Here is a 24,503-nt window from a genome sequence, read left to right on the forward strand (position 1 = left end):
ACTGTGGCAGTCTCTGCCATAATCCGGTAGCTTCGTTCTGTGATCGACCGGATGACCGACGCGATGGAAGAACGCCTGTGACCGAGAACGCCGCCCTGCAGGGCACCGACAACCGCTCCGCCACCGGCACGGATCGCAGCCCCGTGCTGCTGATCGGCGTGCTGCTCGTCGCGGCCTTCGTGGTGATTCTCAACGAGACGATTCTCAGCGTCGCGTTGCCCACGCTGATGACCGATCTCGACATCACCGCCGCCACCGCGCAGTGGCTCACAAGTGGGTTCCTTCTCACGATGGCGATCGTCATCCCGATCACCGGGTACTTGATGCAGCGGTTCACCCTCCGTTCCATCTACATCGCGGCGATGAGCCTGTTCACCATCGGTACCCTCGTCGCCGCGCTGGCGCCGGGCTTCGAACTGCTGATCATCGCGCGCGTGGTGCAGGCATCCGGTACCGCGCTGATGGTTCCGCTGCTCATGACGACGATCCTCAACGTCGTACCGGAGCAGAACCGCGGCCGGACAATGGGACTGGTCTCCATCGTCATCGCCGTGGCGCCGGCCGTCGGGCCCACGGTGTCCGGTCTGATCCTGCAGTCCCTCAGCTGGCGAGCCATGTTCTGGATCGTGCTGCCCATCGCGATCGGCGCGCTGATCCTCGGCGGGGTGTTCGTCCGCAATGTCACCGAGCGGCGCCCCGCGCAGCTCGACATCATCTCGGTCCCGCTGTCGGCGTTGGGCTTCGGTGGAATCGTGTACGGGTTGAGCAGCATCGGGGAATCGGCGGGTGGACACGCGCCGATCCCGCCCTGGGTCCCGCTGGTCGTCGGCGCCGTCGCGCTGGCGCTGTTCGTCGTGCGACAGCTCAAACTCGCCGACCGCGGCCTGGCGCTGCTCGATCTGCGGACCTTCGCGATCGCACCGTTCCGGCTGGCCGTGGTGCTGATGGCGGGCTTCATGCTGACGCTCTTCGGCGCCCTCATCCTGCTGCCGCTCTATCTGCAGAACGTGATGGGCAAGGATGTCCTGACCACCGGCCTCGTGCTGTTGCCCGGCGGTCTCGTGATGGGTCTGCTGGCGCCGTTCGTGGGAGCACTGTTCGACAAGGTCGGCGCACGACCGCTGGTTCTTCCCGGCACGGTCGCCGTCAGCGCGGGTACGTGGTTGCTCACCACGCTCGACGCCGGGTCGTCGTTGGGCATGGTGATCGCGGCCCACGTGATCCTCAGCGCCGGAATCGCTTTCGGGTTGACCCCGCTGATGACCTCGGCCCTGGGCTCGCTGAGCCCCGAACTGTACTCACACGGGAGCGCGACGGTCAGCACGATCCAGCAGGTCGCCGGAGCGGCGGGTACCGCGTTGTTCATCACGCTGATGTCCCGGGGTACGCAGTCGGCCATCGACGACGGGGTGAATCCGCTACAGGCGGGGGCCGACGGCATCCACCTCGCGTTCGTCGTCGCGGCCTGCCTGTCGCTCGTGCTCATCGCGGCGGCCGCGCTCGTCCGTGGCCGGACCGGAGCGCCGAAGGTCGGCGCAACCGATCCCGCCTAGCGACGGGCTCCCGACGCCCGATCGGTTGGCGTCCGGCCGGTTCGGATGCGGTACTCCAGGAGGCCGGACCAGAATTCGTCGGGTATCTCCTCACCGGCGCGCAGCACCTGGGCGAGACCGGCGGCCATGAACACGCCGAGCAGCCCGAGCCACAGCCCGGACACCGAGATCGTGACCCAGGCGATCACGACGGCGACGGGCCATGGGTCGAGCATCAACAGGATCGGCGCGAAGAAGAAACCCGCCCCGATGAACCAGGACGACAGGGCCCGGTCGCAGCGCATCACCGCCGTCAACCAGCGTGGACTCGACGTCGTGGGCGCGACATGTGCAGGGGGCCGCGTGCTCGCGATGGTCGGGTGGGTGGTCATCGGACACCTCCTCCGGAATCGTCGTGATTCCAGAGTCGGCGTCCGACGTCGTGGACGCCACTACCTCCCGGGTAGTGGCCGGGACTCACACCGCGGTAAGGGCGTCCGCGGAATCCTCCCGTGTGGCGGCAAACCCGATTGACCGCAGCCGGTTCAGCGCATGGGTACGGGCCGTGTGCTGGTGGCCCGGCGGCGGCACGTAGACGCCCGCCCAGATGCCGGTGAGGTGTGTGGGGTCGTCGAGGGCGAGACGGGCACAACTGGAACGGATGGGGCAGCGGACGCATCCGTCGAGCGCGTGACGGTTCGCTTGGCTACGGGGTCCGGCGTTCTGTTCCGGAAACCACGCGTCCGGGTTCGAGGAACAGGTGGGCTGCGGGTCGCGCACGCCGGCGAGACCGTCCTCTCGCCGGACCTGCCGTCCGTCTGCGGCCGCCATCACGGCCACCGTCGCCCTCTGACGCCGCTGGTTCACCGAACACCTCCGATCAAACTGAGAACGAATGTTGTCAGACTTCGAGGCGGGGCGCAACGTACGGCGGGGCCTGGACGTCGTCTGCCCCGGTTGTCGCGTCCGCCCCATCTCAGGGAGTCAGTCGGCTAATCGTTCAGACAGGCGTTGAAACATAGGTGTCGCATGCAGGTCCGAGAGCTCCAGGCTCTGCATCAGGTGCAGCTCGAGAACCTCTGGTCGGGCCATATGATTAGCCAGACGAAAATACTTCGCGAAGACGGGCGCAATGTCGTGGCCGTGAGCGAAAGATAGACCCCGCCCATCCGCGAAGTCCGCGAGAAGAGCGGAGGTCTCGTGCGCAGCACGAGCGAGGTCGTCCCTCGTCAAGGATGGCGTACACCTTTTCAAGAGATCCTCGTGATTTAGATACACCCTGTCGGGGAGGATCTGCATGTCCTCGGCAACCTTCTTCGGGATTTTCGCGGTGAACCCCATTCGGTGGATGACGAAGCGAACCGCAAATAGGATCTGCAGTACAGGAACGATGTCGTCGTAGATCGTCTCAACGCTCTCGTCAGTATCGATGACGGTAGTTAGGAACTTTGAGAGTGGACGCGCGTCCATCGCGTATACTTCGATCGAAGGGTAGTCAGTGCGAAGTAGAGGCGAGGGGTTAGGTACGTCCTCGCCTCTCATTCTATCGATGACATCAAAATCACTATCGATAATCGCCGATGCGCATAAGGAAATGTCTCCATTCTTTGCGAGCAGTTCGGCGAATGCAATTACGCGACCGCGCGCATTATTCTCTCTGTGGAACGACAACGTCGTTGCGCGGTCGATATGGATCCGGTCGTCTACTGCATAGACCTTTGCGTCGATCCCGAGTTGATTGACGAACCAGCGAATCCACCGTGCATCAGTGCGTCCTTCTACAATTACGTCTCTGAATTGCGGGTTCAACTTGTAAAGCGTAAATATTTCTTCGGTCGTTCTACGTAAGGCCCCGCGGGAATCGGTCACCCCTTGTTCCTATCCTTAAGCTGTACCAATGCGTCGACATGACTGCTGATAATCTCGATTGAATGAGTAGCAATAAGGAACTGAACTGGACTGTCGTGAGTTAACGTTATTAGCGCGTCGATCAGACGCCGTTGCCAGGGGACTCCCATGCTGAGTTCGGGCTCGTCGATAATAAACAGCCGCGTGTCAAATCTGGCGAGTAGTGTCGTGAAGAGAACCATCAATAGTTGGCGTTCTCCTGACGACAGGTCCTCGGGCTCAAGCGCGTTGTCGTCGTGCGTCGCATGGATGCCAAGCCCGGACTGCGGGGCGAAACTCAATGTCTTGTTCTGCAAGAAGTCGTTGATTGTGGGGATAAGCGACTCAAGTAACTGCTGGGATTGCCGCAGAGCATGTTGCTGGGCTCGGATGCTGGATAGGAAGGGTTCGACAATCGATCGCGCAGTGTCCCCTATACCCGCTGCGTCGGCGTCTTGAAGTAGGCTGCGAAAGACCGGAACGTCAAGCCTGGGTGACAGTCCGTATCGCTCAAAGGACGGAGCCGCATCGGCAATTTCGTCTAGCTGCGCGTATACAGATATCGATGCCGATTCGATAAGAGGTGTCGCACCCGCTCGGGTCAACGGAGATTGAACTAGTTGGCGAAGAACATCGGCGTAAATCGTGTTTCTGTTGGCGGAACCGTCTGTCTGCCCACCTATGGTTAAACTCCGCAGAACATCGTTCACCCTGCGCATTGTGATACGAAGTTCCAGGGATACTTGGTGGGAAGTAGGCAGGTGACTATCAAGTCGGTCGGAACGATCGCTACGGCGCGAGAGCATTTCTCGAGTCCTATTGTGGAGAGGATCATCCGAGTAGAGGATTCGATCGTCCGCCAAGAATAGCGGTGTTTCTACATAATTCTCAAGGAACTGATAATAGCGATTTTCATTCTTAATATTTGTCGCATCGCTCCACTTGATGATCTTAGTATTGACATCATCACCGAGATCCATCTCGAGCTGTGGGGAGTGCGGGTAGACATGGCGATACTTAATACCATTGTCTTGCTGAGATATTCTCTCTGACCAGAGAGCCCGCGAGCGACGACTAACCCTCATGTCCTCGTCGACCGAGTAATAAACAGCCCATTCTTGCTTCGACTTGCTATTCAGGCTCACTGTAAAGTCACCCGTCAGGCCTGATACCTTGTCGAAAAGTAGTGTACGACCGTCGGTGAAGTCGATGGAGAGTGTCGAGAAAGGGGTTCGTGCGAGGTGCGTACGATGACCGCGGTTGTCTGCGCTACTCAGAGCATGCCAGACGAGGCGTAGCAAGGTCGTCTTGCCTGAACCATTCTCCCCATGGAGCAGTATCAACCTGGACGTATCGGCGCCGTCGGACGCTAGAGGAGCCTCGACGTCGTAGGTTCTGTGTCCATGCAAGTCCTGTACGTGCATAGCCGCTATCAGGGGCCTTTGGTCGTTTGCCACCGGAGCATCGTCTCACGACAACGCATCCCGCCCGCAGGTATCACATCTGTGCGAAGCGTCCGCGCGGTGCAAGCCGAACGTTCAGCGGACGATACCACCGATCGAAGGAGCGAGGGGCTGCAAGACGCAGGGAAGGTCTGAATACCATCCCCTTACTAACTCAGCTCAGTGATAGTTACACTGACAGTCCTGGCGTCGACCCTCCAACGACGACCTGGTTCGCGGATCACGCATGTCGAGCTAATGCCGGTGTACTTGAGCCGAGAGCTCAATGGTCTGGAGCCGGCCCACTGTGCGAGACGATAAGGGTTGGCGACTGCCCGCTGAGCGCGTAGCACTCCATTACAGAGCCGTCACACTTCCGAAACACGACGCTTGTTTCATAACAGGGGACAAAGTCCACTGAGGGGAGTCGCCGCACGCGGCCGACGTAGATCCGCACCGCGGACGATCCGAAGGACATCGTCGACGTACCGCCGCCCGCGAGTACGCATCGGAAAACTGTGAAGGAGCATCGTGACCATCGAGAGTGCCAAGGCGTTGGAGTTCCGCGTGACCAGCGGCGGACACGAAGACCTGCCGAAGATGCCGGAAGCCGAGTACCCCGGAACCGAGGGCTTCATCGGCGACGTCTACGAGAATCCGGACGGAAGTCCCATGTGCAGCGGCTATTTCGAGCTGCGCCACACCGACGAGCCGCTGTACTACGAATACGAGTACGACGAGATGAAGGTCGTTCTCGAAGGTGAGTTCCTCCTCGAGAACAAGGAGACCGGCCAGAAGACGGTCGCCAAGGCCAAGGACGCGATCTTCTTCCCGAAGGGTTCGAAGATCTACTTCAGCACCCCCGACTATGCGCTCGCCTTCTACACCGGGCTGCGCGACGCCACCCTCCTCTGAGCCGCGGCCGTGTCGCAGATCGCCTTCTCCAGCGTGCCGACGTGGGCACGCCCCGGTGGTCCGATCGAGGCGACGTCGCCGGTGCCGACCGGCAGTTCCTACGTGCTGGTCGGTGTCGGGGACGTCGCCGAGACCCTTGCGCGTTGGGAGTCCGCACTGCCACCGCAAGTCACGACCCGGATCCAAGGTGACACCGACACCGCCGCCGCCCAACTGGGCAGTGCGCTGACCGAAGCCGTTGTCGGCGTCCGGGTCTGGATCGCAGCCGATGCGGGATCGGCGTTGACCCTGCGCGCGGTGGCGCTCGGTGCCGGCCTCGAGGACGACGAGATCACCGTCGTTCCCGCGGCGTCCGCAGCGGAGGTCACCGTCGAGGTCTTCTGTGCGCACTGCCGCTCGGTCACGCGTACGGCGGCGGCGATCGACGATGTCGTCGCCTGCGCCGGATGTCGTCGCGATCTCCTCGTGTACCACCACGTCTCGCGCCGGACCGGTCACTACCTGGGATTCATGATCGACGCGGAGACCGCCCAATCGCCCTGTCCAGCAAACGAACCACACGAGGAACCCGTCTCATGATCAGCGGAGTGGCCGAGATGAGCCCGTCCGAGCCCGTCCTGCGTCGTGCATCTGCCGCGACGACGCTGGAACTCGTCGTGACCGCTGTCGACGCGCCCTCTCGGGACATCCGGACGATCACCCTCGCCGACCCGAGCGGACGCGCCCTGCCCGCCTACGTACCCGGCAGCCACCTGGTCGTGCACGCGGGCGCTTCCACCAACGCCTACAGCCTCACCGGTGATGGCGCGCACCCGTCGCAGTACTCGATCTCGGTTCTGCGGCTCCCCGGGGGCAAGGGCGGATCACGGTGGCTCCACGACGAACTCGAGGTCGGCGCAACGGTGACGGTGGGACTGCCGCGCAGCGCGTTCGCGCCGATCGCCCGGGCGCGCAAGCACCTGTTGATAGCCGGTGGGATCGGCATCACCCCGATGGTGTCGCACCTTCGGGCGGCGGTCAGGTGGCGTCGCGATGTGCAGCTGCTCTACGTCTTTCGCGACTCGTCGGCCGCGCATCTCGACGACGTCACCCGTCTGGCCGGTCGTCGCGCCGAATTGTTCACCGACCGTGCGTCGTTCACTGATCGTCTCGGGCAGGCACTGCGAGCCCAACCCGTCGGGACCCACCTGTACGTGTGCGGACCGTCGTCGATGATCGACGTGGTCGTCGGTGCCGCCGTCGACGCGGGCTGGCCGGAATCGCGCGTCCACTTCGAGCGGTTCGGTGTCGACGCCCTCGATCCCGGCGACCCGTTCCGCGTGGAGCTGACCGCTTCGGGACGCACGGTCGACGTGCCGGCGGGGACCAGCATGTTGGAGGCACTCGAGGACGAGGGCATCGCAGTGCCGAATCTCTGCCGGCAGGGGGTGTGCGGAGAATGCCGCATCCCGCTCGCCGGCGGTACCCCGGTCCATCGCGACCTGTATCTCAGCACCGAGGAGAAAGACGCGGGGGACGCCATCATGCCGTGCGTCTCGCGTGCCACTGCCGCAAGCACTTTGGAGGTTCCACTGTGACGACCACATTCGAACCGGCGGCCGGAACAGGTGTGCCGTCCGCGGATGATCTCCTCGCGGGCTTTCCGTTCCCGTTCCCCGAAGACCGTTACCGATACAGCACGAACGTCGAGCCGGCACGGACGACGGTGACCACCGCGGCCGGCCGGTGGGGCGCAGCGGTGGTCGACATCGACTCGGAGTACCGCGCCGAACTCGACCGGCGCGCGATGATCCTGGCCGCCGATCCCACGCGCCACGCGGTGCTGCCGCACATGGTGCCGGCCGCCTGGGACGCGATGTTGACGCTGATGCGGGAACTCGACGTCACCCACCCCGATCAGATGCAGCTCCGGACAACAGGAACCGACACCTGGTTGTGGCGGAACGAGATCCTGGGCATCGAGCAGCACTTCCGCTACGGCGATCCCGCGTCTCTGCCCGAGGAACCATTGCGGTACATCACCTCTCAGGTGCAGGAGGACATCGCGCTCCTCGATCAGCGCAACGACCAGCTGTATGTCGACGCCGGGGTGGTGACCTTCGCCGCCGACTGGAGCTTCGGGTTCGACGTCGGGATGAGCTTCCTCGAGATCCACGGACCGGTGCCACGCATCCGGAAGGAAGGCGTGATCACCCGCGCGCACGAGTTCCTCAAGCGCTTGCAACCCCATCAGCCGTACCGGCGGACCAACTGGACCCTGACCATCGACCGCCGCCTCGACGTCTCGACCGAGATCTACCACGAGTGGGGACCCGACCGGGAGGCCATTCAGCGGGTGCCCGACGACGAGTTCGGCAGGCGGGTGCATCTGCGCGTGGAGGTGCAACACCTCATCCGCCTGTCGGACTCGGGTGCGGTGATGTTCCTGATCCGGACCTACATGCTGCCGCTCGACCAACTCGCGACGGTCGAACCCTGGCGGCGCCGCGCCGCCGACGTCCTGTCCGAGCTGCCTGCCGACATGGCCGACTACAAAGGCATCATCAAGTTCCGGGATCGAGCGGCGCAGTGGTTGCGGGCGGCCGCACCCGTGCCGGCCGCGACGCCTGGACCGGGGATGCCGGTCTGGCCCACGAGGCCGCCGGCCGTCGACACCACCGGATCAGCGTTTCTCGTCGTGGCGATCGGAGACGACGCCGACGTCGCGCACGTGTCCCGGGGCTGGGTGGGTGAGGCCGAGGCGATCGGCGCGACGCGTCTGCTGGTCCTGGACCCACTCGTCGACGCAGCGGACCGGTCGGCGCTGCGGTCGGCTCTCGACGAGTGCCGCACCGGCACCCGCATCCTGGTGACCGGGGGACAGTACGACGTGATGACCGCACTCGCGATGGCCCGGGCCGCCGGCGCGGTGGCGGCCGAACTGTCGTCGTATGTCACGCACACGCGCGATCTGCCACTGTACTGTGCACACTGCCGCGACACCTTTCGGGTCGTCGCCGCTGCCGGCGGTACCGTCGGGTGCCCCGGTTGCGCACGGGATCTCGAAGTGCACGAGCATCATTCGCCGGTATTGGGTAGCTTTCTGGGCTCCGCGTCGGGCGGCGAGGCATGACCGCGGCCACTGTCGGGGTGGCGTATCCGGCTCACCTCCACCCCGCATACGTCACCGGTCCGAGACCGATGCGCGTCCTCTCGGTGCGACGACTCACCGATGAGGTGACCCACTTCCGGTTCGGGCCCCTCGATGCCGATGCGCCGGCTCTGACCGCGTATCAGCCGGGCAGCCATCTGATCATCTCCGCGGGTGGACAACGTAACGCCTACTCGCTCGTCGACGACGGGATGTACCCGACCAGCTACGGCATCTCGGTGCTGCGGCGAGGCGCGGGCGGTGGCTCGGACTGGTTGCACGACAACCTCGTCGAGGATTCCGTCGTCGAGATCGAGGGTCCGCGTTCGATGTTCGCGCCGGTGCTCGATCAGCGCGGCGCCCTGCTGGTGGCCGGTGGCATCGGCGTGACGCCGGTGCTGTCCCATGCCCGAGCTCTGGCCCGGGACGGGCGTCGCGCCGACATCGTCTACTCGTATCGCCCGGGGTGCGATGCGCATGCCGACGACCTGCGCGCGCTCGCGGAGCAACCCACCGTGACGCTGCACGAGGTGTCCGGTGCCGCCGCGACCGCCGCGCTGCTCGCCGAGCGGCTTCGTGCCCAGCCGCTCGGCACACATGCCTACGCCTGCGGCCCGGCGTCGATGCTGACGGCGTATACGGAACTCGCCGAGGCGGCCGGCTGGCCGAGCGCACGTGTTCATCTCGAGCGCTTCAGTGCGCCCGAGCAGGATCCCGGTGACCCGTTCACCGTCACCCTGGCGTCCACCGGGGTCCGGATCGACGTACCGCCCGGGGTGTCGCTGCTGCAGCGGCTTCTCGACCACGGTGTGCCGGTGTCCAACCTGTGCCGTCAGGGGGTGTGCGGCGAATGCCGGATCCCGGTGCGACGCGGGCGTATCGAGCACCGTGACTTCGTATTGACCGACGACGAAAAGGCCACCGGCGACGCAATGCTGTGCTGCGTGTCGCGTGGCGAGGAGATCGAGGTGGACCTGTGAGCATCGATTCGTTCTCGACCCGGCGCCGGGAGCGAAGCGAGCGGGCCGAATGTGACCGGCGGGTCGACCATCTGGCGAACCTGCCCTGGCCGTTCCCGGACGAACTGGAGGAGTTCTCCTACAGCGTCAACGTGGAGCCGGCACGCATCCCGCGCCCCACCCGCGCCGGGGAATGGGGGCGGCACCTCGTCGACCTCGGCGGTGTCGAGTACCCGGCGATCATGGCCGAGCGACGCCGAATCCTCGACGCCGATCCGACGCGTGTCCGGGTGCGTCCGGGCATGGAACTCGCGTGCTGGGACCTTCTCCTGTACTACCTTCGGGATCTCGGCCACGCCTATCCCGCGGACATGCGGCTCACCGAGTACGGTGACGGCCGATTCCGTTGGCGCAACGACCTTCTCGGGACAGACCAGGGATTCGTCCTCGGCGACCCGGCCACCCTGCCGTGGGGCCCGATGGAGTTCCTCGCCCGCGAGGTCCCCGACGACCTGCTGCTCGTCACCGAGCGCGACGGACACCTGTACTTCGACGCCGGCGTCGTCACCTTCGCCGCGGCGTGGTCGGTCTCGTTCGACGTCGGCATGGACATGTACGAGATCCACGTACCCGTTCCCCGGATGCTCCGCGAAGGCATCGTCGCCCGCGCCGAGCAGTTCCTGCGCAGGCTACCCGCCGATCAGGTGTACCGCCGGGTGAACTGGACGCTGTCGGCGTCGGATTCCCACAAGCTCGACGTCAGCCTCGAGGAACTCCCGGAGTGGGCGACCGACGTCCCGGGCATGGTCGCCGACGGCGATTTCGGCCGCGCACGTCTGCGAATCGAGTTGGAACACTTCGTCCGGTTGCCGATGTCGGGTGCGGTGACGTTCAATATTCGGACATTCATGGCCTCGCTCGAGGACGTGAAGCGCATTCCCGAGTGGGCCGGTCAACTGGCGACCGTTATCGAGACGCTCGGCGAGGACATCGCCGCCTACAAGGGATTTCTCGACTACCGCGACAGCGTCGTCGCATATCTGCGCGGTCAATGACGCCCGTGAGCTCAGGTCCCGAACACCCGACTTCTCGTAGAGTCCCTGAACCGAAAGATCGCTCATGGAACCCATACTCGCCGCCAATGCCGACCTGGCATGGATGCTGGCGGCCTTCGTCTTCGTCCTGCTGATGTTCCCCGGCCTGGCCTTCTTCTACGGCGGCATGGTCGGATCGAAGAACGTCCTCAACATCATGACGATGGTCATGTCAACCCTGGCGATCACGGCGGTCCTCTACGTCGTGATCGGGCACGGACTGGTGTCCGGCCCGTCGGTGGGCGGGTGGGGATTCATCGGCAATCCGACCGACTACATAGGCCTGACCAACTGGCTCACCGACGACGCCTCCGGCGCCACCCAGAACCTGTACTTCGCCGCGTGGTTCATCCTGTTCGCCGCGATCACCATTGCCATCGTGGCAAGTGGTGCGGCCGGACGGATGAAGTTCTCGGCGTGGCTCGTCTTCGCGCCGATCTGGCTGCTGGTGGTGTACTTCCCGGTGGCGCACTGGGTCTTCGCGGCCGACGTCGACGACAACCACAGCGGCGGCTTCCTGCTCAACGACCTCGAGATCGTCGACTACGCAGGCGGAACCGCGGTCCACATGAACGCCGGTGTCGCGGCACTCGCGCTGGCAGTCGTGCTGGGCGCGCGCAAGCGCCGGATGGAACGTCCGCACAACGTGCCGATGACCATCATGGGCGGCGGCATCCTGTTCTTCGGGTGGTTCGGTTTCAACGGTAGTTGCGCGCTCGGTGCCAATTTCCTCGCGCAGGCCGTCATCCTGAACACGCTGCTGGCCGGTTCGGCGGGAATGATCGGCTTCGCGATCATCGAGAGGTGGCGCGAGGGACACGTCACCTCCCTCGGGATGATCACCGGTACCGTCGCCGGCCTCGTCGGCATCACCCCGGCGGCCAGCAGCATGGCCCCGCTCGGTGCCCTGCTCGTCGGCGTCTTCGCCGCTGCGGTCGTGGCGTTCCTGCTCAGCTTCAAGAGCAAGATCAAGATCGACGAGACGCTCGACGCTTTCGCCGTGCACGGCATCGGCGGCATCGTCGGAACCATCTGCATCGTGCTCTTCGCCACCGAGGCGGCACCGGCCGGTGTCCAGGGCATCCTGTTCGGCGGACCCGTCGACATCGTCTGGCGTGAACTCGCCGGAATCGTCATCACGTGTTCCTACTCGTTCGGAATGACCTGGCTTATCGCCAAGGGACTCGACAAGCTGATCGGGATGCGCGTCGACGAGGAGACCGAGATGGTCGGCCTCGACACCGCGTTGCACGCCGAGACCGCCTACGAGATCCCCAGCGCCTCAGTCGGACACGCAGGTGGGCTCGCGACCATGTCGCCCGCTCGCGCTGCGGAGAAGGTGGAGGAGGCCATGCCCACGAGCGCTCCGACATCGGCGCCGCCGGCCGGGGTCTGATCGACGCCGGTCGTCGTTCTCGACCCGACCACTCGGGGGCTCACCGTTCGACGGTGGGCCCCCGAGGCGTCTGCGTTGTGCGACGCCGAAATCGTGCGGGCAAACCGACACCCACCGCTCACTGAGTCGAAACAGGGCCGAAACATCCAACAGGTCTACTACTAGTAGACAAAGGTTCACGTGAGTGGACAGACGCAACCGAAGCCCCTAGAGTCGACCCCCGGAGCACATGATGACAACCACCGAGACGACGACCGGCGACCTCGCCGATCTCTGCGCCACGCACGGCACGAAGTTCATCCTCGCGATGTTCGTCGACCTCCGCGGCAAACCCTGCGCCAAACTGGTGCCGGTGGAGGCGGTCGACGAACTGGCCTCCGACGGTGTGGGTTTCGCCGGTTACGCCGTCGGCGCGATCGGGCAGGAACCGAAGGACCCCGATCTCATCGCGATCCCGGACGTCCGCTCGTTCCTCCCCATCCCGTTCATCAAAGAGGGGCTCGCGGTCGTCCAGTGCGATCCGCATGTCGAGGGCAAGCCGTGGCCCTTCGCGCCGAGAAACATCCTCAAGGCGCTCATCGCGCAGACCGCGGACGCCGGCTTCGAACCGTGGGTCGGGGCGGAGGTCGAGTACTTCCTGCTCAAGCGGGCCGCGGATGGTTCGTTGGTGACCGCCGACGCCGCCGACGACTCCGATCAGCCGTGTTACGACGTGCGCGGCCTCACCCGGATGTACGACCATCTCACGACTGTCTCCACCGCGATGAACCAGCTCGGCTGGAGCAACTACGCCAACGATCACGAGGACGGCAACGGCCAGTTCGAGCAGAACTTCGCCTACTCCGATGCGTTGACGACCGCCGATCGTGTCGTCACCCTCCGCTACCTGCTCTCCGCCCTGGCCGCCGAGAAGGGCATGATCGCCACGTTCATGCCGAAACCGTTCGCCGAGCGCACCGGATCGGGATTGCACTTCCACCTGTCCCTGACGCAGGCGGGTGACGCGGTATTCCCCCAGGTCACCGACGACGAGCGCGGCCTCGGATTGTCGGAGACCGCCTACGGGTTCATCGGCGGAATCCTGGAGCACGCACCCGCACTCCAGGCCGTCATCGCGCCGACGGTCAACTCCTACAAGCGCACCGGTGCGACAGCGACCCGCTCCGGTGCGTCCTGGGCTCCCCGGCGGGCCACCTACGGTGGCAACGATCGCACCCATTACATCCGAGTGCCCGACGACCAGCGGGTCGAGCTCCGGGGAGGCGACGGATCGGCGAATCCCTATCTGGCCGCCGCCGCGCTGCTGGGGGCCGGACTCGACGGCATCAAGCGGAGTCTGGACCCCGGTGCGGTCGGGAACTGTCCCGGTCACATCGCCGAACTCCCGCTCACCCTCCTGCACGCCGTGGAGGCGCTGGAGGCCGACGCAGTGGTCACCGGAACGCTCGACGCCGCACTGCCAGAGGACTGGCCGGCCGATCAGCAGCGGGTCTCGGCGTACTTCGCCGGGTTGAAGCGCGACGAGTTCTTCGACTGGCACGCGGCGGTCACGCCGTGGGAGGTCGACAAGTACCTGACGGCGTTCTGACCGTCCACCTCGACCGATTCATCTCTCAGACAGCATCATCCACCCCTCGACGTAAAGGATCTGACCATGTGCGGAATCGTCGGGCTGCATCTGCGCAACCCGGACCTCCACCCCCGGCTCGGCGAGATGCTCGCCGAGATGCTCGGCGAGATGCAGGACCGCGGTGCGGATTCGGCAGGAATCGCCGTCTACGGCAACCCCGCGTGGGCGCCGCCGGGTCACGGCTGCATCTCCCTGCTCGAACTGGACGCGGTGCCCGACGAGGTGTCCGCGATCTTGAGCGCGGCCCTCGGCGTGCCCGTCGCGGCACAGTCGATCGACGTCACTCTCGTGGCCTCCGCCCCGGTGACGTCCGACGAACTGCTGGCCGCCGCCCGAGCGGCCTACCCGCACGCTCTCGTCGCGGGCTTCGGCGCCGACCTCACCGTGCTCAAAGGTGTCGGAGCTCCCCGAGACCTCACCGAATCCTGGGGTCTGTCAGCGGCTTCGGGATGGCAGGGGGTCGGTCACACCCGGATGGCGACCGAGTCGGCCGTCACCTCCTCGGGGGCGCATCCGTTCGCGGTCGGTCCGGAGCAATGCCTGGTCCACAACGGCTCGTTCGCCAACCACGCCACCATCCGACGGGAACTGCGCGCCGCGGGAGTCGAATTCGACAGTGAGAACGACACCGAGGTGGGTGCTCGCTTCGTCGCCCACCAGCTGGCGGCGGGCAAAGATGTGGAAACCGCGCTGAAGGAGGTGTGCGCGAACTTCGACGGCTTCTACACCCTCCTCGTGTCCAACCGGGATTCGTTCGCCGTGGTCCGTGACGCGATCGCGTGCAAACCGGCCGTCATCGCCGAGACCGACGATTGGGTGGCGATGGCAAGTGAGTACCGAGCGCTGGCCAAGCTGCCCGGCGTGGAGAACGCCCGCATCTGGGAGCCCGAGCCGGAGGTCGTCTACGCATGGACACGATGACCGCCGACATGGCCTCGACAACCTCCGTACCCGCCTCCACCGGCACGGCGAAAGCTGAGACGATGAGTCCCAACCACACCTTCGACCTCGCGAGCACCGCACTGCGCGAGATCAACTCGACGCTCCACGGTGACATCTCGGGTGAGATCGTCATCGACAATCCGGCCGGCGCACACAGCGTCGCCGCCGGGGTCAACCTCCCCCTGAAGATCACGATCAACGGCCACGTCGGCTATTACGCGGCCGGCATGAACCAGCAGGCCGAGGTCACGATCAACGGCAACGCCGGTACCGGTGTCGCCGAGAACATGATGAGCGGCAGCGTCATCGTGAAGGGCAACGCCTCGCAGTCGGCCGGTGCCACCGCGCACGGCGGGCTTCTCGTCGTCGAGGGCGACGCCGCCGCCCGCTGCGGGATCTCGATGAAGGGCGTCGACATCGTCGTCGGCGGAAACGTCGGGCACAACAGCGCTTTCATGGCCCAGGCCGGCCGCCTGGTCGTCCGCGGAGACGCGGGCGACGGACTCGGTGACTCCATCTACGAGACCCGAATCTACGTACGCGGCGAGGTCGCATCCCTCGGCGCCGACTGCATCGCCAAGCCGATGCGCGCCGAACACCTCGAGGAACTGGCCGGACTCCTGAAGGCCGCCGGGTTCGGCGACGACGATCCCCGCGACTACACCCGCTACGGATCGGCCCGCGAGCTCTACCACTTCAAGGTCGACAACACCGCCGCGTACTGAGCGCCTTCTGCTCCCTGAGGTGCGAGGAGCGTCAGCGGCCCCGACCTTCTGCTCCCTGAGGTGCGAGGAGCGCCAGCGGCCCCGACCTTCTGCTCCCTGAGGTGCGAGGAGCGCCAGCGGCCCGACCTTCTGCTCCCTGAGGTGCGAGGAGCGCCAGCGACGAGCCACGAAGGGCCGCGACGTCGCACGACCACACGACGAAAGAGAACCACCATGACGAACAACCTGAGCACCGAACAGCGCGGCCTGCGCGAGTCGGCCACGTTCGATCGCACCACCATCGCCGCGATCCAGCGCGCCGCCGAGACCGGCATCTACGACATCCGCGGCTGGGGCGCCAAGCGCAAGCTGCCACACTTCGACGACCTGCTGTTCCTCGGCGCGTCGATGTCCCGGTATCCGCTCGAGGGTTACCGCGAACGCTGTGACACCGACGTCGTCCTCGGCAGCCGAAATGCCAAGTACCCGTTGCATCTCTCCACCCCGGTGACGATCGCCGGGATGAGCTTCGGTGCGCTGTCGGCCGGGGCGAAAGAAGCTCTCGGACGCGGCGCGTCAGAGGTCGGTACGTCGACCACCACCGGTGACGGCGGGATGACGCCGGAGGAGCGTGGGCAGTCCAAGAACCTGGTCTACCAATACCTTCCGTCGCGGTACGGGATGAACCCCGACGACCTGCGCAAAGCCGATGCGATCGAGATCGTGCTCGGCCAGGGCGCAAAGCCCGGTGGCGGTGGAATGCTGCTGGGACAGAAGATCTCCGAGCGCGTCGCCGGGATGCGTACGCTGCCGCAGGGTATCGACCAGCGCAGCGCCTGCCGCCACCCCGACTGGACCGGTCCGGACGACCTCGCGATCAAGATCAACGAACTGCGGGAGATCACCGACTGGGAGAAGCCGATCTATGTGAAGGTCGGTGCCACCCGCACCTATTACGACGTGAAGCTCGCCGTGCACTCCGGTGCCGATGTCGTCGTGGTCGACGGCATGCAGGGCGGAACGGCGGCGACCCAGGACGTCTTCATCGAACATGTCGGCATCCCGACGCTCGCCGCCATCCCGCAGGCGGTGCAGGCTTTGCAGGAGTTGGGTGTTCATCGCGAGGTCCAACTCGTCGTGTCGGGCGGAATCCGCAACGGCGCCGACGTCGCCAAGGCGATGGCGCTCGGCGCGGATGCCGTCGCCATCGGTACCGCAGCGCTGATCGCGCTGGGCGACAACGATCCTCGATACTCCGAGGAGTACGAGGCGCTGGGTTCGGCCGCCGGTTTCTATGACGACTTCCAAGACGGGCGCGACCCCGCGGGCATCAGCACGCAGGATCCCGAACTGTCGGCGCGCTTCGATCCCGTGCTCGGCGGAAAGCGTCTCGCGAACTTCCTTCGTGTGATGACGATGGAGGCCCAGACGATCGCCCGTGCGTGCGGCAAGGCGCATCTGCAGCATCTGGAGCCCGAAGACCTCGTCGCCATCTCGATCGAGGCGTCGGCAATGGCCCGGGTGCCGCTCGCCGGAACGAACTGGATTCCGGGGGCCGGCTTCTGACGTCGTGCGAATGACACTGTGCGCGGCGTGAGAACCCGGCGGTGATCGCCGTCGTAGGCCACATCGGCACTCCAGGATTCCCACTCCTGCCGGCACGAGGCCGACCACGGTGTCGCTGCAATCGACCACTTCGGAATGGATCATCGACATGACGCTGGACCGCGCATCGAATGCGCACGGCACGAATACAACCATCGACTCCACTGTTGCGGAGGTCATCCCGCTGTCGTCGCTCGACGTGACCTCGTGGCGCAATGGTGGCGGGACGACCCGTCGCATCGCCGCCGGGTGCGGCGGGCACGAGCCTGACTGGGCCCTCAGCCTGGCCGACATCGAGAAGCGATCCGCTTTCTCGACGTTTGCCGGCGTCGACCGCGCCGCTGTGGTCGTCGGTGATGACCCGGTGGACATGACGATCAACGGGACCTCGCGCACCCTCGGGCTGCTGGACCGTGTCTCGTTCGCCGGCGAGGACGACGTCGAAGCCGGGCCTGTGCGTGGCGCGACCTATCTGCTCAACTTGATGACCCGTCGAGGCGTTGTCGTCGGCGCACTGAACCTGCGACACATCCGTGGGCGGGTCGCGGTCGGTCCGGGTAACGGTCGTGCGTGGGTGGTCCTCACCGGGGCGCTTCGGGTCAACGGTGCGGAACTATGCCGTTGGGACACCGTGCTCTTGGGAAGGCAGAGAAACGAGATCTCCGGCGCCGCGACCGTCGCGGTCGTGCACATCAGTTCATCGGCCGACGTTGTTCGGCGGTCGCCAATCAACGATGAGGAGTCACCCGCGTGACCGAATCCAGCGCACACCCTCCATCGGTGAGCGGACTGCTCGCCGAGATCGCCGACATCGGCGTCGACAACGCACGCGGCGGATACAGCCGACCGGTGTACTCATCGGCTGAACTGGAGCTGCGCGAGTGGTTCATCGCTGCGGCCGCGCAACGGTCCCTTGATGTCGAGACCGACCGCAATGGCATCACCTGGGCTTGGTGGAACCCGGGCCGGCTGGCCTTGTCCGACGCCGTTGTTACCGGCAGTCATCTGGATTCGGTGCCCGGCGGTGGTGCCTTCGACGGCCCGCTCGGCGTCGCCTCCGCTCTGGCCGCCGTTGATGTCCTACAAGACCGCGGGATCGCGCCGGCACGCCCGCTGGCGCTGGCCGTGTTTCCCGAGGAGGAGGGCTCGAGGTACGGATTGGCCTGTCTCGGCTCGCAACTGATGACCGGAGCGGTGACCCCGGAACGTGCTGCGGCCCTCGTCGATTCGGATGGCACGTCCTTCGCCGACCTCGCCACGCGCAACGGCCTCGACATCCGTGGCATCGGCCGCGACGACGAACGCCTCGCCCAGATCGGTTGCTTCGTCGAACTCCACGTCGAACAGGGTCGAGGCCTTGTCGATCAGGATCGTGCCATCGCGATCGGATCCTCGATCCTCGGGCACGGCCGCTGGCGATTGTCGTTCGGCGGCCAGGGGAATCACGCGGGCACCACCCTGATGACAGACCGTCGAGATCCGATGGTGGCCGCGGCTGCCACCGTGCTCGACGTGCGCAGCCTCGCCCGATCCGTCGACGGTGCGCGCGCCACCGTCGGCAAACTCGATCCGGTGCCGGGCGGTTCCAATGTGATCGCCTCGCGTGTCGACGTGTGGCTCGACGTCCGCCACTCCGACGATGTCGTCGTCGCCGCGCTGGTCGCCGAAATCGCAAATGCTGCAGGGGGACACGCGCGAGCCGAAGGTTGCACCGTGACGCTGGCCGAAGCGTCGATGAGCCCGCGGGTCGACTTCCATCCCGGGTTGCGGGGGCGCCTGGCCGGCTTGCTGCCCGACGCTCCGATCCTGCCCACCGGAGCCGGGCACGACGCCGGGGTTCTCAAGGACGAGCTTCCCACCGCCATGCTGTTCGTCCGGAACCCGACCGGCGTCTCGCATTCGCCCGACGAGTTTGTCGAGGACCCCGATGCCGACGCCGGTGGGCATGCGCTCGCCACCGTCCTCGAAGACCTGCTCACCTCTCCCGCCAACGCCTGAGCATTCCACCCCGACCGACCCTCCACCCGGCCCCCCGACCCCGAAAGCGTGACCCACATGACCATCACCACAACAAGATTCCTCATCGTCGGCGGAGGACTTGAGGGCCTGGCCATCGCCTGGTCGCTGGCCGACCAGGGCGTGAGCGACGTCCTCGTCGTCGAACGCGACACCCTCTGTTCCGGGATGACCGGAAAGTCGAGCGGCGTCGTGCGCTGCCACTACGGGACCCCATCGCTGGCGGCGATGTCGTGGTACGGGATCGACATCTTCACGCGCGCCACCGAGATATTCGGCGACGACATGTCCTTCCAGCAATGCGGGTACGTCGTGGGTGTCGGCGAGAACAATGTCGCCCCGCTGGAGGCGAATGTCGCGATGATGCAAGGACTGGGCATCGACGTCTCGCTCATCGCCCACGACAAGATGGCCGAGCTCTGGCCGGGACTGCACCTAGACGATTTCGCGGCCTTCGCCTACGAGCCACTTGGTGGACGCGGTGAGGCCTACATGGCAGGAATGGCGTTCGGTGCGTCCGCCCGCCAACTGGGTGTCAAGATCAGGCAGTCCTCGCCGGTGGCCCGGCTGCTGACCGGCGCCGGCGGTCGTGTCATCGGGGCCGAGATGGCCGACGGCGAGCTCATTTACGCCGACTCCGTCATTGTGGCAGCGGGACCATGGACACCCGCGCTGACCGAACCCGTCGGAGTGCCCGTCGACGTCCTGGCCCAGCGCGCCCAGCTGGTTCTCGTCGATCAGGGGGAACCGACCCCGGTCGTGCCGGTCCTGTCTGATCTCGCAGGACTGTCGTATGTGTGCCGGGAACCGAACGGTGAACTCTTGGTGGGAAACTCGGATCATGCCGCGCCGCAATACATCGATCCCGACAACTACGCGAATCGTGCGGATTCGAGCACGATCGACAAGATCGTGATGAAAATGGGCCACCGACTCCCCGACATGCCCGACCCACGAATCACCAGCAGCTACGTCGGTGCATACGACGTCACGCCGGATTACAACCCCGTCATCGGTCCCGCACCGGTCGACGGCCTGTTCCTTGCCACCGGATTCTCCGGCCATGGCTACAAGATCTCGCCGGCCGTCGGCAAGCTCGTCGCCGATCTGCTCCTCACCGGTTCGACCACCCTGAAGAACGTCGACCCGCGGGACTTCCGCTACTCGCGCTTCGCCGAGAACGACCTGCTGGTGAGTCTGCATCCGTATGAGGGAGCCGGCGAGATGCGCTGATCTCCCCGCCCACAGGGTGTCATCGTGTGTCAACTGTCAGGAAACGATGTTTCTCTCTATGCTGTCAGCGTGACGGACGACCCTCTGATCCGGAATCAATCCGGCACCGCGCGGGAGCGGCCCGTCGACCAGTCGGTCGAGGAGCTGGAGCTCGAGACCGCGATCGCGCACAACGTGCGGCGCCTGCGACGCCAGCAGGGGCTGTCGGTGGGGGACATGGCCACTCGCGTCGGCATCTCCAAGGCGATGCTGTCGAAGATCGAGAACGCCCAGACCTCCTGCAGTCTGAGCACCCTCGCCCGCCTGGCGAACGGCTTCGACGTGTCGGTCACCTCGCTGTTCCGCGGCGCCGAGATGGAGCGGTCGGCGGTGTTCGTCAAAGCCGGTGAGGGTTCGGAGATCATTCGTGAGGGCTCCCGGGAGGGGCATGAGTACGAGCTGCTGGGTTCGTTACGTGGCGAGCACAAGCGCCTCGAGTGCCTGCTCGTCACCCTGACCGAGAAGTCGGTCACCCAGCCGCTGTTCCAGCACGCCGGAACCGAGTTCCTGCACGTCCTCGAGGGCGTCATGGACTACGCGCACAGTCGGTCGGTGTATCGGATGCAACCGGGCGACTCGCTACAGCTCGACGGTGAAGGGGCGCACGGGCCCGTCGAACTCGTCGAACTGCCGGTGCGCTTCCTGTCGGTGATCGCGTTCCCGGACTCGGCTGTGTGACAGCCTGATTCAGGTCCGCGACCGGCTGAGGTCGAAGTCATGACGCGACGTCGGCACCACGTCGAGGTGGCGGTCCGCGCCGAACCGCGACACACTCTCCAGCATCGAGGTCATCCGGCGCTCGAGTTCCCGCTGGTCCCCGTCGCTTCCGTAGAACGCGTGGATGTCGTTGACCGCCGCCATCGGGAACAGTTCTTCGACGATGGCCGCGACCGGCGGGGCGTTCTCGGTCAGCGGTCGATCCACGATGTTCTGGACATATCCGAACGTGGCCTGGGTGTCGATGGCGACCTGGGTGTGATCGTCCAACCACCGACGGAGCCACTCGTCGCGGTCGAGGTCGTCAGGGCGGCGCAGGAACGCGATGTTGGACAGCGCGTCGATGCGCGACCCGTCGGCGGGAAGGTCCGGATTCAGCGGTGTCCGCGCGGTGACCTCCCACGCGGCTATCGGACCGTCGACTGCCTCATCGATGGCGTCGAGCACCGTCGCCGCTTCGAGCGCCCAGAACGACACCACCGCGCCGATCGGCGGGTCGAGCTCGTCGATGCGCATGGCGCCCGACACCAGGTCGTCGCAGATGTTGACCTGGACGCGCGTGGCGCCCGCTGTCGCGCAGCGCTCGACCAGGGCGTTGACGTTGGCGCGTGCGGGTCCACCGCCCCGGATGGCGACGATCACCTTGGAATCCGTCATCCCGCGCACGGTACCGGGCGACTGACGTACGTGGACGGGATTCGGGCGCGCCGGGGTTGATGACGCGGTCTGCTCACATGGCGCGGGCCTCGGCGAGACGCGTCTGCGCGATCCGATCGGCGGCACGGCCGGGGGCGATGGATTCCGCGGCTGCGCGTTCGAAGATCCCGGTCACCGTTCCGTAGATGGTCGCCACGCGGCTGCGCACGGCGTCGGGCTCGACTCCCTCTCGTTCACCCGCGACCTGGATCAACCCGCCGGCGTTCGCGACATAATCGGGCACCCAGGTGATCCCGCGATCATGCAACAGTTCGTCGACGCCTGGCTCGAGGAGTTGGTTGTTCGCGGCCCCGCACACCACCGACGCGGTCATGCGTTCCAGCGACAGCGGATGCAGGGTTCCGCCGAGGGCACACGGCGCATAGACGTCCAGCGCCTCGCCCAACAGGTCACCTGATGTCGCGACCCCCGAGAACCGGTTCGCGACCGCGGCCAACGCCTCGTGGTTCACATCGGTGGCCACGACGCGTGCCCCGTCGGCCAGCAACAACGAGATGAGTTCGGCGCCCACCTTTCCGACGCCTTCGACGCCGACAACACGGTCGCCCAGATCCGGCGACCCCCAGGCTGCCGCGGCCGCGGCCCGCATGCCCTGGTACACACCGAAAGCGGTCATGGGCCCGCTGTTCCCGGAGCCGCCCGCCGACGCGGATCGTCCGACGACATGGTCGGTGAATTCACCGATGATGTCGAGGTCCTCGGTGCCGGTGCCGACGTCACCCGCGGAGATGTACCGACCACCGAGGGTGTCGATGAAGCGGCCGTAGACCCGCAGCAGCTCGGGTGTCTTGTCCCGCGCCGGATCACCGATGATCACGGCCTTCCCGCCGCCGAGATCGACCCCCGCGACCGCCGCCTTGTAGGTCATTCCGCGGGAGAGTCGGAGTACGTCGGTGAGCGCTGCGCCCTGATCAGGGTACGGGTGGAATCGGGTCCCACCGAGCGCGGGACCGAGTGCGGTGGAGTGGATACCGATGATCGCTCGGAGGCCGGTGGCCGCGTCCTCGCAGAAGACCACCTGTTCATGGGGGAGCCCGGGGATGGCGTCGGTGCGGCCGAACACGGCGGCGTCGGGGGCATCGTGGCGGGTGTCGACGGTGACGGACAAGGTGGTTCCTTCTTCGATGGGGTGGCAGATCGTGTCAGCCATGGGCGTGGAGCGGCTGGCCGGCGAGTGCGAGATGCGCTTCGCCGAGAGCCTCGGACTGGGTCGGGTGGGCGTGGATGAGCGCGGCCACATCCTCCGGGTGGGCATTCCAGTTGACGATCAACTGGGCCTGACCCACCAGTTCACTGATACGGTCCCCGACCATGTGGATGCCGACGACCGGGCCGTCTTGGTCGTTGTTGCCAGCGCGGATCAGCTTGATTCCTCCTGCGGTGCCCAGGATCTGGCTCTTGCCGTTGCCCGCGAGGTCGTACTCGGCGGTGGTGACGTCGCCGTACTTCTCTCGGGCCTGCGCCTCGGTGAGCCCGACGGACGCGATCTCGGGACTCGTGTAGGTGACACGCGGGATTCCGGTCTCGTCGAGCGGGGGCGGATTGTGACCGGCGATCTGCTCGGCGACGTACAGACCTTGTTGGAAACCGCGATGCGCGAGTTGCAGTCCAGCGACGACGTCTCCGACTGCCCACACCCCGTCGTGGTTCGTTCGCAGCTGATCGTCCACGACGATGTGGCCTCGATCGAGAGCGACGCCCGCCTGGGCGACACCGCTGTCGACTGTGCGGGGTTCGCGACCCACTGCGACGAGAAGGAGGTCGGTGTCGATCTTCTCCCCGGCATCCGTGCTGATGGTGACGGTGGCTCCGGTCTGGTGCGCGTCGAGGACCTTCGTCGACGTTCTGACGTCGATCCCGCGCTTGCGGAAAGCCCGAGCCAGTCTCTTCGACGACCACTCGTCCTCCGACGCGACGAGTCGCGGGAGCGCTTCGACCACGGTGACCTCGGTCCCGAGTGCATCGAGGAGACCGGCGAACTCGACCCCGATCACACCGCCGCCGAGAATGACTGCTCGCGAGGGGATCTGCGACAGCTCGAGGGCGTCGTCGCTGGTTATGATCCGGTCGCCGATCGGGAGGCCGGGAATGGTCCGAGGTTGCGAACCGGTCGCCAGGACCACAGCGCGTCGCGCTTCGATCGGCTCGCCGTCGACGTCGACGGTCTTGTTGCCGACGTACCGGCCATGGCCGGAGACCACCTCGATGCCGTGGTGCCGGATCAGGCCCTGGAGCCCTTGGAACAGTTTGCCGACGACTCCGTTCTTGTACGAGTGGACCCGTTCCATGTCGATGCCGTCTAGTGATCCCAGCACGCCGAATCGCGAACTGTCCCGAATGGTCTCGACGACCTCGCCCGCGTGGACGAGCGCCTTGGTCGGAATGCAACCCCGGTGCAGGCACGTGCCGCCGAGCTTGGCGGACTCGACCAGCGTCACGGCGAGCCCGAGTTGTGCGGCACGGATCGCACAGGCATAACCGCCTGAACCACCGCCGAGGACGACGACATCAGGGGTGCGGGTCATGAGGGTTCTCCTGTCTTCGG

General features: G+C 65.8%; 23 protein-coding genes. 16 read left to right on the forward strand and 7 right to left on the reverse strand.

Annotation, left to right across the window (positions count from 1 at the left end):
• Positions 1-77 precede the first annotated feature (77 nt).
• A complete protein-coding gene (locus AB4Z55_RS02815) occupies positions 78-1,553 on the forward strand; it encodes an MDR family MFS transporter (RefSeq protein WP_354562451.1) in 1,476 nt (491 codons plus the stop codon).
• On the opposite strand, the gene AB4Z55_RS02820 is transcribed toward AB4Z55_RS02815, so the two are convergent.
• The 4 genes from AB4Z55_RS02820 to AB4Z55_RS02835 all read right to left on the reverse strand — a co-directional run bounded on the left by AB4Z55_RS02820 (position 1,550) and on the right by AB4Z55_RS02835 (position 4,876).
• Positions 1,550-1,924, reverse strand: coding sequence for a hypothetical protein (locus AB4Z55_RS02820; protein ID WP_369519081.1), 375 nt, complete (start codon positions 1,922-1,924; stop codon positions 1,550-1,552). The genes AB4Z55_RS02815 and AB4Z55_RS02820 overlap by 4 nt on opposite strands.
• A gap of 85 nt (positions 1,925-2,009) precedes the next feature.
• Positions 2,010-2,363 carry a WhiB family transcriptional regulator gene (locus tag AB4Z55_RS02825; RefSeq protein WP_369519082.1) on the reverse strand — a complete coding sequence of 118 codons (354 nt, stop codon included), beginning with the start codon at positions 2,361-2,363 and terminating at the stop codon, positions 2,010-2,012.
• 153 nt (positions 2,364-2,516) lie between these two features.
• Positions 2,517-3,401, reverse strand: coding sequence for a hypothetical protein (locus AB4Z55_RS02830; protein ID WP_369519083.1), 885 nt, complete (start codon positions 3,399-3,401; stop codon positions 2,517-2,519).
• A complete protein-coding gene (locus AB4Z55_RS02835) occupies positions 3,398-4,876 on the reverse strand; it encodes an AAA family ATPase (protein ID WP_369519084.1) in 1,479 nt (492 codons plus the stop codon). The genes AB4Z55_RS02830 and AB4Z55_RS02835 overlap by 4 nt, the downstream gene beginning before the upstream one ends.
• 516 nt (positions 4,877-5,392) lie before the next feature.
• Between AB4Z55_RS02835 and AB4Z55_RS02840 the strand changes: the two genes are divergently transcribed.
• From AB4Z55_RS02840 to AB4Z55_RS02910, 15 genes are all read left to right on the forward strand, one after another.
• A complete protein-coding gene (locus tag AB4Z55_RS02840) occupies positions 5,393-5,776 on the forward strand; it encodes an ethanolamine utilization protein (protein WP_101820487.1) in 384 nt (127 codons plus the stop codon).
• A gap of 9 nt (positions 5,777-5,785) precedes the next feature.
• Positions 5,786-6,355, forward strand: coding sequence for a dimethylamine monooxygenase subunit DmmA family protein (locus tag AB4Z55_RS02845; protein ID WP_369519085.1), 570 nt, complete (start codon positions 5,786-5,788; stop codon positions 6,353-6,355).
• A complete protein-coding gene (locus tag AB4Z55_RS02850; RefSeq protein ID WP_369519086.1) occupies positions 6,352-7,353 on the forward strand; it encodes a 2Fe-2S iron-sulfur cluster-binding protein in 1,002 nt (333 codons plus the stop codon). The genes AB4Z55_RS02845 and AB4Z55_RS02850 overlap by 4 nt, the downstream gene beginning before the upstream one ends.
• Complete coding sequence (locus tag AB4Z55_RS02855) at positions 7,350-8,888, forward strand: heme-dependent oxidative N-demethylase subunit alpha family protein (protein WP_369519087.1); 1,539 nt, start codon at positions 7,350-7,352, stop codon at positions 8,886-8,888. Before AB4Z55_RS02850 ends, AB4Z55_RS02855 begins: the two co-directional genes overlap by 4 nt.
• Positions 8,885-9,886, forward strand: a complete 1,002-nt coding sequence (locus AB4Z55_RS02860) for a 2Fe-2S iron-sulfur cluster-binding protein (protein ID WP_369519088.1) — start codon at positions 8,885-8,887, stop codon at positions 9,884-9,886. Before AB4Z55_RS02855 ends, AB4Z55_RS02860 begins: the two co-directional genes overlap by 4 nt.
• A 2-nt stretch (positions 9,887-9,888) precedes the next feature.
• Positions 9,889-10,920 carry a DUF3445 domain-containing protein gene (locus tag AB4Z55_RS02865; RefSeq protein ID WP_369520968.1) on the forward strand — a complete coding sequence of 344 codons (1,032 nt, stop codon included), beginning with the start codon at positions 9,889-9,891 and terminating at the stop codon, positions 10,918-10,920.
• Between the two features lie 64 nt (positions 10,921-10,984).
• Positions 10,985-12,355 carry an ammonium transporter gene (locus AB4Z55_RS02870; RefSeq protein ID WP_239403028.1) on the forward strand — a complete coding sequence of 457 codons (1,371 nt, stop codon included), beginning with the start codon at positions 10,985-10,987 and terminating at the stop codon, positions 12,353-12,355.
• A gap of 232 nt (positions 12,356-12,587) precedes the next feature.
• Entirely contained in the window at positions 12,588-13,943 is a 1,356-nt protein-coding gene (gene glnT, locus AB4Z55_RS02875) for a type III glutamate--ammonia ligase (RefSeq protein ID WP_064570940.1), read from the forward strand.
• 66 nt (positions 13,944-14,009) lie between these two features.
• Entirely contained in the window at positions 14,010-14,906 is an 897-nt protein-coding gene (locus AB4Z55_RS02880) for a glutamine amidotransferase (protein ID WP_101820493.1), read from the forward strand.
• A complete protein-coding gene (locus AB4Z55_RS02885; protein ID WP_239403025.1) occupies positions 14,894-15,652 on the forward strand; it encodes a protein glxC in 759 nt (252 codons plus the stop codon). The genes AB4Z55_RS02880 and AB4Z55_RS02885 overlap by 13 nt, the downstream gene beginning before the upstream one ends.
• A 213-nt stretch (positions 15,653-15,865) precedes the next feature.
• The gene (locus AB4Z55_RS02890) at positions 15,866-17,197 is read left to right on the forward strand and encodes an FMN-binding glutamate synthase family protein (RefSeq protein ID WP_239403024.1); all 1,332 of its coding nucleotides are present in this window, start codon (positions 15,866-15,868) and stop codon (positions 17,195-17,197) included.
• Positions 17,198-17,345: 148 nt separating this feature from the next.
• Positions 17,346-17,990 (forward strand): HutD family protein, encoded by a 645-nt coding sequence (locus tag AB4Z55_RS02895; RefSeq protein WP_239403023.1) that lies wholly within the window; start codon positions 17,346-17,348, stop codon positions 17,988-17,990.
• Positions 17,987-19,234, forward strand: coding sequence for an allantoate amidohydrolase (locus AB4Z55_RS02900; RefSeq protein WP_239403022.1), 1,248 nt, complete (start codon positions 17,987-17,989; stop codon positions 19,232-19,234). Before AB4Z55_RS02895 ends, AB4Z55_RS02900 begins: the two co-directional genes overlap by 4 nt.
• A gap of 57 nt (positions 19,235-19,291) precedes the next feature.
• A complete protein-coding gene (locus AB4Z55_RS02905; protein WP_239403021.1) occupies positions 19,292-20,485 on the forward strand; it encodes an FAD-binding oxidoreductase in 1,194 nt (397 codons plus the stop codon).
• Positions 20,486-20,509: 24 nt separating this feature from the next.
• On the forward strand, positions 20,510-21,202 hold the full coding sequence (locus AB4Z55_RS02910; RefSeq protein WP_239403020.1) for an XRE family transcriptional regulator: 693 nt from the start codon (positions 20,510-20,512) through the stop codon (positions 21,200-21,202).
• 9 nt (positions 21,203-21,211) lie between these two features.
• On the opposite strand, the gene AB4Z55_RS02915 is transcribed toward AB4Z55_RS02910, so the two are convergent.
• The 3 genes from AB4Z55_RS02915 to lpdA all read right to left on the reverse strand — a co-directional run bounded on the left by AB4Z55_RS02915 (position 21,212) and on the right by lpdA (position 24,483).
• On the reverse strand, positions 21,212-21,898 hold the full coding sequence (locus tag AB4Z55_RS02915) for a hypothetical protein (protein ID WP_354562459.1): 687 nt from the start codon (positions 21,896-21,898) through the stop codon (positions 21,212-21,214).
• 73 nt (positions 21,899-21,971) lie between these two features.
• Positions 21,972-23,066: a Glu/Leu/Phe/Val dehydrogenase gene (locus AB4Z55_RS02920; protein WP_239403018.1), complete on the reverse strand. Its 1,095-nt coding sequence runs from the start codon at positions 23,064-23,066 to the stop codon at positions 21,972-21,974.
• A gap of 34 nt (positions 23,067-23,100) precedes the next feature.
• Complete coding sequence (lpdA, locus tag AB4Z55_RS02925) at positions 23,101-24,483, reverse strand: dihydrolipoyl dehydrogenase (protein WP_354562461.1); 1,383 nt, start codon at positions 24,481-24,483, stop codon at positions 23,101-23,103.
• Positions 24,484-24,503: the final 20 nt, after the last annotated feature.

It is taken from the genome of Gordonia sp. ABKF26 (assembly GCF_041103195.1).
Lineage (GTDB): Bacteria > Actinomycetota > Actinomycetes > Mycobacteriales > Mycobacteriaceae > Gordonia > Gordonia terrae.

Coding starts and splice junctions, on each gene's coding strand:
- AB4Z55_RS02820 (WP_369519081.1), bottom strand. CDS start 1,924: ATGACCACCCACCCGACCATCGCGAGCACGCGGCCCCCTGCACATGTC.
- AB4Z55_RS02825 (WP_369519082.1), bottom strand. CDS start 2,363: ATGGCGGCCGCAGACGGACGGCAGGTCCGGCGAGAGGACGGTCTCGCC.
- AB4Z55_RS02850 (WP_369519086.1), top strand. CDS start 6,352: ATGATCAGCGGAGTGGCCGAGATGAGCCCGTCCGAGCCCGTCCTGCGT.
- AB4Z55_RS02860 (WP_369519088.1), top strand. CDS start 8,885: ATGACCGCGGCCACTGTCGGGGTGGCGTATCCGGCTCACCTCCACCCC.
- AB4Z55_RS02870 (WP_239403028.1), top strand. CDS start 10,985: ATGGAACCCATACTCGCCGCCAATGCCGACCTGGCATGGATGCTGGCG.
- glnT (WP_064570940.1), top strand. CDS start 12,588: ATGACAACCACCGAGACGACGACCGGCGACCTCGCCGATCTCTGCGCC.
- AB4Z55_RS02880 (WP_101820493.1), top strand. CDS start 14,010: ATGTGCGGAATCGTCGGGCTGCATCTGCGCAACCCGGACCTCCACCCC.
- AB4Z55_RS02885 (WP_239403025.1), top strand. CDS start 14,894: ATGGACACGATGACCGCCGACATGGCCTCGACAACCTCCGTACCCGCC.
- AB4Z55_RS02890 (WP_239403024.1), top strand. CDS start 15,866: ATGACGAACAACCTGAGCACCGAACAGCGCGGCCTGCGCGAGTCGGCC.
- AB4Z55_RS02895 (WP_239403023.1), top strand. CDS start 17,346: ATGACGCTGGACCGCGCATCGAATGCGCACGGCACGAATACAACCATC.
- AB4Z55_RS02905 (WP_239403021.1), top strand. CDS start 19,292: ATGACCATCACCACAACAAGATTCCTCATCGTCGGCGGAGGACTTGAG.
- AB4Z55_RS02915 (WP_354562459.1), bottom strand. CDS start 21,898: ATGACGGATTCCAAGGTGATCGTCGCCATCCGGGGCGGTGGACCCGCA.
- lpdA (WP_354562461.1), bottom strand. CDS start 24,483: ATGACCCGCACCCCTGATGTCGTCGTCCTCGGCGGTGGTTCAGGCGGT.